Annotated in this window: 5 protein-coding genes; all 5 read right to left on the minus strand. The window is 61.0% G+C overall.

Features of this window, described 5'->3' with window-relative positions; all coding sequences use genetic code 11:
* Window positions 1-198 precede the first annotated feature (198 nt).
* Window positions 199-2,883 (minus strand): type VI secretion system ATPase TssH, encoded by a 2,685-nt coding sequence (tssH, locus tag B3Y70_RS07885; RefSeq protein WP_414674111.1) that lies wholly within the window; start codon window positions 2,881-2,883, stop codon window positions 199-201.
* Complete coding sequence (icmH, locus tag B3Y70_RS07890) at window positions 2,849-3,670, minus strand: type IVB secretion system protein IcmH/DotU (RefSeq protein ID WP_023008683.1); 822 nt, start codon at window positions 3,668-3,670, stop codon at window positions 2,849-2,851. Before icmH ends, tssH begins: the two co-directional genes overlap by 35 nt.
* A 3-nt stretch (window positions 3,671-3,673) precedes the next feature.
* A complete protein-coding gene (tssK, locus tag B3Y70_RS07895; RefSeq protein WP_014422964.1) occupies window positions 3,674-5,008 on the minus strand; it encodes a type VI secretion system baseplate subunit TssK in 1,335 nt (444 codons plus the stop codon).
* Entirely contained in the window at window positions 5,008-5,541 is a 534-nt protein-coding gene (tssJ, locus tag B3Y70_RS07900) for a type VI secretion system lipoprotein TssJ (RefSeq protein ID WP_222447331.1), read from the minus strand. The genes tssK and tssJ overlap by 1 nt, the downstream gene beginning before the upstream one ends.
* A partial coding sequence (tagH, locus tag B3Y70_RS07905; protein WP_288589569.1) for a type VI secretion system-associated FHA domain protein TagH occupies window positions 5,538-6,656 on the minus strand: 1,119 nt, incomplete at its 5' end. The genes tssJ and tagH, both read right to left, overlap by 4 nt.

Consider the following 6,656-nt stretch of genomic DNA (forward strand, 5'->3'; position numbering starts at 1 on the left):
CTTTCCAAAACACGCTGTGAATACATCCTTGTAAGCTCCGCTCCGCCCCTCACTGCTTACTGCTCCTGCGTCGCAGTGAGGGTCCTGTCTTGGCCATCCCTGGCCAACCCGTGAAGGGCTTTCGCCCTTCACCCATGGCTCCGCAGGGTTTTGGAAAGCTATCCCCCACGGTGCGCTACGATTCAGTTAGCCCGAAAGTCAGGCGACTGTGCCCGTGAACTTGTTTTCAGTAACCCCAAGCGTCACCTTCGTCACCGGCTCCCTGGCCGCCAGTTTTTCCAGCAACGCCAGCGACACCGGTGGCAGCAGTTCGCCTTCGATGATCGACTCCAGCATCCGCGCGCCGTTTTCACTTCTGGTGGCGCGGCTGCGGATGGCTTCGACCAGGCCGTCTTCCAGTTCCACCTCGGTGTGGTAGCGAGCTTGAATCTGATCCGCCAGGCGCTGGAGTTTATCCTCAACGATGCGGTTGAGAGTGTCTTCACCCAGCGGCAGGTAGGGCACCACTTCCATCCGCGCCAGCAATGCCGGCTTGAAGAAGTTGGCCAGTTCCGGGTACAGGGCTTCTTCGATTTTCTCCGGCTCTTCGGCGTGGTTGACGATGGTCTGGAAGCCGAGGTTGGAGGTCAGGAAAAAGACCACGTTTTTGCAGTCGATCAACCGGCCTTCGCCGTCGGCCAGTTCGCCTTTGTCGAAAGCCTGGTAGAACAGGTTAAGCACTTCCGGGTGGGCTTTTTCGACTTCGTCGAGCAGCACCACGGAATAAGGCTTCTGGCGGATGGCTTCGGTGAGGATGCCTCCTTCTCCGAATCCAACGTAGCCTGGGGGCGAGCCGATCAGGCGGGAAACAGTGTGTTTCTCCTGGTATTCGGACATGTTGATGGTGGTAAGGAACTGGCGGCCGCCGTAGAGCAGTTCAGCCAGTTGCACCACGGTTTCGGTTTTACCCACACCACTGGGGCCCACCAGCAGGAAGGCGCCCATCGGGCGACCCGGCCGGCGCAAGTCGGCGCGGGCGGTGAGCAGGTGCTGGTGCAGGCAGTCGATGGCCGTGTCCTGGCCTTTGATATGGGCCTGCAGGTACGCCGGCAGGTGGGTGATTTTTTCCAGCTCGTCGGTGGTCATGCGGTTGACCGGGATGCCGGTCCAGTCGGCGATGACTTCGGCCACCTGGCGGGCATCCACCCGGGCGTGTACCAACGGTTCGTCGGCCTGGAGTTCAGCCAGTTCCTGTTCGATGGCGGCGGCTTCGCTTTTCAGGTCCGGGCGTTCTTCGTGATCGCTCTCGGCCAACTCAATAACGTCATCGGCGGTTTCGCCCTCGAGATCCCCCGCCAACAACTGCTCACGAATCTCGACCAGCCGGGCAACAAGCTCCCTCTGGTCATTCCAGCTTTGTTCCAGCGCGCTGGATTCGGCGGTCAGGTCGGCAATCTTCTGTTCCAGGGCCTGTTCGCGCTCGGCATCCACGTTCTGGCCAAGCGTGTGTTCCCGGCTCAGAAGCTCCTGTTCCATGGCCAGCTGGTGCAGTTCACTGCGCACATGACTGAGACGGCGTGGCGGTGTACTCAGGTTCAGGCTGACCCGGGCGCAGGCGGTATCGAGAACATCGATGGCCTTGTCCGGCAGCTGGCGACCGGCCAGGTAGCGGGCGGACATTTCTGCGGCGGCTTTAAGGGCGCTGTCGGCGATCAGTACCTGATGGGCTTTTTCGTAGACCGTGCGCAGGCCACGGAGGATGTGGACTGCTTCGCCCGGCGTTGGCTCGTCCAGGGCCACCGGTTGGAACCGGCGGCTGAGAGCCGGGTCTTTTTCGAAGTATTTCTTGTACTCGCGCCAGGTGGTGGCAGCGATGGTGCGCAGTTCGCCACGGGCCAGGGCTGGCTTCAGCAGGTTTGCAGCGTCGGAGCCACCTTCGCTGTTACCCGCACCGATCAGGGTGTGAGCTTCGTCGATGAACAGGATGATCGGGGTCGCCGAACCTTTCACGGCTTCGATCACGCCCTTCAGGCGTTTTTCAAACTCGCCCTTCACCGAGGCACCGGCCTGCAGGGCACCCATGTCCAGGGTCCAGAGTTCGACGTTCTTCAGCCGGTCCGGCACGTCGCCGTTAACAATGCGCAGGGCCAGGCCCTCCACCACGGCGCTTTTGCCCACGCCAGCGTCGCCCACCACGATGGGGTTGTTCTTGCGGCGACGGCAGAGGATATCGATCATCTGATCGATCTCGGCATCGCGACACACCACGGGGTCCAGTTTGTCTTCCCGGGCCAGCTTGGTGAAGTCGGTGGCGTAACGTTTGAGTGGGTCCATATCGGCTTCAACCGCTGGCCTGGCACCACCGCTTTCCGTCAGCTGCGGACGCTCCACAGAACCCTCGGTTACCCGATCAAACTGCTTGCGCAGCTGTTCCCGGTTGATGTCCACCAGCGCCTGCGCCACCCGAGGCATCAAGTAGCGATCGGCATTCATCAGCAGGGCCAGGAACACCGCGCCGGAACGCAATTCGGTATGGCCGAGTTCGGTCGAGGCCAGCAGCCAGGCGTCCTGCATCAGTTCTACCAGCAGCGGCGAGAACGACGGATACGGTTCGGCGGTCTGAGGTTCGCCGTTCAGGCTGTCACCCACCACGGGTTGCAGTTGCTGGTGGTTGATGCCGGTGTGTTCGAGGATCTGGCGCACATCCGAGAACGGCGTTTCCAGCAGTTTGAACAGCAGGTGCGCCGGGGTAATCTCGGCGCCCTGACGGCTGATGCACAGGGCCGCGGAGGCTTCCAGAGCCTGGCGTGAAATGTCGTTAAGGCGCCCGATCAGCGCCGGCAGTTCTACCCGAATCACAGTGATGTCCTTATTTCGGTAGTTGTTCCAGAACGCTGAGCACATCCCTGATGCGTTCGTTCAGCGCCATGTTATAGAGCGAATAGATCCCGGCCATGGCCGCCACAAACAGGCCACCAATACCCCACAAGGGCAGGCCGCTGCGCAGGCGGTTGCGGGCCGGCATCAGGTTTTCCGTGGCATCGGCCAGCGGCCGGCTGTCGCGGTCGCCACGCAGTTCGCGAAGCTGGTCATAGAGGCCACGAACCACCTGTTCGTATTCGTCCCGACCGTTTTCCATGACCTTGTAGCGACCCTCAAAACCCAGACACAGGCACAGATAGATGAACTCGAGCATGTCCCGGTAACGAGTCGGCTCTTTTTCCATGCGGGCCAGGATGGCAAACACCTTTTCGCCACCCCAGGTTTCGTTATGGAATCGGCTGAGTAGCGAATGCTGTGACCAGACGCTGTGGGCGCCCCAGTCGGTACCCAGCACAGCCTCGTCGATAAAGGCGCAAAGCACGTAGCGGTAGGCCACCACCGTCGGGCGCTCATAGCCCTGCTCCACCAGTTCCCGGTCAACGGCGGCGACTTCATCCACTACCTGCTGGTACAGGGTTTCCACCTCGCGGAAATCCGCCAGTCGCCGCACCCGAATAACCAGTCCCAGCAGCGGGGTGGCGGCGTCAATCAGCCGGTTATCTTCCAGGCCACGAAGCTGGAAGCTGCTGTCATCGGATTCAACCGGCGACTGGCCGGCGCCGCTATCGGCAAACAAAAGGTCGCTGAATGCACGATCACCCGAATCCCTGGTGTTGTCTGGTCTGTCCATTACCGGTGCATCTGCCATGATTTAGCTCCTGATTGCCCAGAATTGCATCTCCAGCCCCGGGAAGCTGCCCGCCACGTGGAAGGCAAATCCACTGGCGTTGTCCAGCATCTGCCAGGCCTGGCTTTGATCGTCCAATCGGAAATACACAAAACCGGCGTGGTAGGGCAACTGACGCGGGGCCACCGGAAGTGCCGACAGTGGGATACCCGGCAGCTGGAGGCTGATGAGATCCCGAATCTTCTCCACAGAGGCCACCTTGCACTGTTGAACAAACTGTTTGCGCAGGTCGTCCAGTGGCATATCGGCTTTGACCGCCAGAATGAACTCGGCGTCGTTCATCAACTGGCCATCCTGAACCGGTGCGACGGTGAGTCCATACTGGCGCTGCTGCAGGGCAATCGACAGCGCCCGGGGTTCCAGGACCGTGCTCAACGCCTGCCGCAGAATCTGCATCAGCGGGCTGAAACAGCCTTCCGGCAGATCGTGATCGTAAGGGGTGAATTCCCTCGGCAAACGGCTTTCATCGGTAAAGGTGACCAGCTCGCCACACAGCTCCAGAAGCGCTTCGTACAGACGCTCCGGGTGCAGCTGACGCAGCCGTGCCAGGTGCATGAAACGCGGATGCGCCCGGTTCAGCATTTGCAGCAGCATGAAATCCGAGACATCGGCGACACCACCCTGCCCGGGCGCGCCCACCCGTTCGGCAATGTTACGGGCCCGTTCCTGCATCAAACCCGCCATCTCACCGACAAAGCGCTGAAGCCTTGGCGCCGAGCGCACGCTGAGCATGGTCGGCAGGAAGTTCGGGTCCATTACCAGGCTGCCATCGGGGCGCTTTTCCAGAATCCGGCCAATGGCCAGTGCTGCATAGGCACTGCGGTCTTCCCGCTCCAGCATCAGGCGCGGAGCCACCCGCCCCACATCGATAGTGTGAGCATCGCCGTCAATGGAATGCAGATCCCGCACTTCCACCGGCTGCGCCTGGAACCGGCCGGCCACGGGTGCTTCCGGCCATTCGACTTCGGCCAGGCTATCGCTGCCCAGAGGTAAAGCCAGATAGACCACCTGGTTGGCCACCGAGGCATCGGTGATCTCCAGCGGCTCCGGCATCACATCGTCCTGGGGCAGGTTGAACCGGGTTCCGTCCGGAAACAGTCCAGAGGCCCGCACCAGTCCGACCCGACCAAAGCTCAGGTATTCGGCATTGAGCTCCAGATCACTGAACCCGAACAGATAGTCCGAGACGGCCAGAGCCCGTTCGTTGATCTGGTGTTCCAGATAGCGTTGCTGTTGCTGGAAGTGCTGAGGTTTGATGAACAACCCATCACTCCAGACCACTCGATTCGTGACTGCCATTAGCTTTCATCCGACCGTCTGAGTTGCACTTCACGTTCGCGCAGGTTCACCAGCAGGTGATACCGTCCGCCAATCGGGTCGACCTTCACCACTTTTTTCCACTGGGACAGGTTCGGGTAGGCGTAAAAGGCGATCACGGCGATGTAACGGGTGTCTTCGCTGACCTCAAACGGCTCGACAAATTTGAACTGGCCGGGCACGAGGCTGTAATCGCTATGGTCCACGTAGTTCTGGCCCAGAGAGTCCTCCAGGTCGTTCAACAGCTGGTCGAAATCGCCCGCCATCAGCAGCGAGCTGTCCCGCAGTTCAATCACCTGAAACGCAATGGGGGTGGGCGCCAGGGATTCGTTCGGGTTCACGTTCGGTTCCGCCAGCATGGTCAGATCCACCCGGCTGGGCAAATCTTCCGGGTAGCCAACAGGAATATCAGGATCCCAGAGCACCTTGGCGGTCTTGGTCACCGCGTTGTAAGGGGTGCTACACCCCGCGAGAATCAAAGCAACAACCAGCAAGCTCCATTTGCAGTACTTCACAACAGTTTCTCCCTCTGTAATTGGCGCAAGTGTTGGTCATAAGCCTGGTCGAACACTTCCTGGAACAGGCGTTCAAAACCCTGCTGACGACTGGATTTCAGTTCACGGTAATAGTGTTGGTACATATCCCAGGCCCAGCGGCCCTCGTCTTCGTTGTCCTGCAAACCACGGCGATAGCCGTGAAACCGGCGCAACAAGGCTTCCGGTGAGAAGGCGTGCAGAATGGCTTCCAGCGCCTCGCGAATGGCTTCCCGGGTGGCCTGCTGGTGGTGATTCAGGCTTTCCAGACTCTCACGGACAGCGGCGGGGGCCGACAGATGCACCGGGCTGCGCTGGGCGGCAAACAGGGTCTGAATGGTGTCCGGATAGTCGTTGGCCAGCCGCAGCGGGTTGTCCTCGATGGGCTGCAAGCGGGTGCGCAGCGCCTGGTGACGGCTGTCTTCGCCCTGATGCAGCGCCAGCAATCCTTCCACCGTTGCCTTCAGGGTCTGGCCGGCTTCCTCCAGAAACAGCCGCATTTCGTCGCTGTCGGCAAAATCAATATCCGCATCCAGCCCCCGGAGCAGTGGTGCACCACTGATGTGCTGGCGGCTGACCTCCCGCATGTTTCGTGTCGTTTCGGACATTCCCTGTCGTTCCTTATGCTCGCGTTGTGGGGTGACCGGCAGACCCATGGCCACATCCCGGTTCTCCCGGTACTCATCGCTAACCTCAGCCGAACGGGCAAACCAGGCTTGGTCGCTGGCCAGCAGCTCGGGAGCCTCCTCGTCCGGGCGCGCCGGTTTTTGCTGCCAGGGCGCCAGCGGATCACAGCTGACCGGATCGCCGGCTGCCGGCTGCAAACCCTCCAGAGGCTCGCGACCTTCAGGCCGGCTCTGTTCGTTGGCGGCATGCCGTAAACCATTCTCGGGCGCATCCACCAGACCATGATCTTCGCGTGCGTCGTGTTCGGTTTCACCGACAGCCGCCGGGACGCCGGAGAGTTCGGCCCGTATCTGGTAGCGGCCTATGGTCACGGTGTCGCCGTGGCTCAGTCGGGCACGACGGCCCCGCCCCACAGGCTGACTGCTGCTGTTGATGTAGGTCCGGCCACTGCGATCAATCAGGCAGAAGCC

The sequence above is a fragment of the Marinobacter sp. UBA5687 genome, assembly GCF_002420325.1.
In the GTDB taxonomy this organism is placed as follows: Bacteria; Pseudomonadota; Gammaproteobacteria; order Pseudomonadales; family Oleiphilaceae; genus Marinobacter; species Marinobacter nauticus.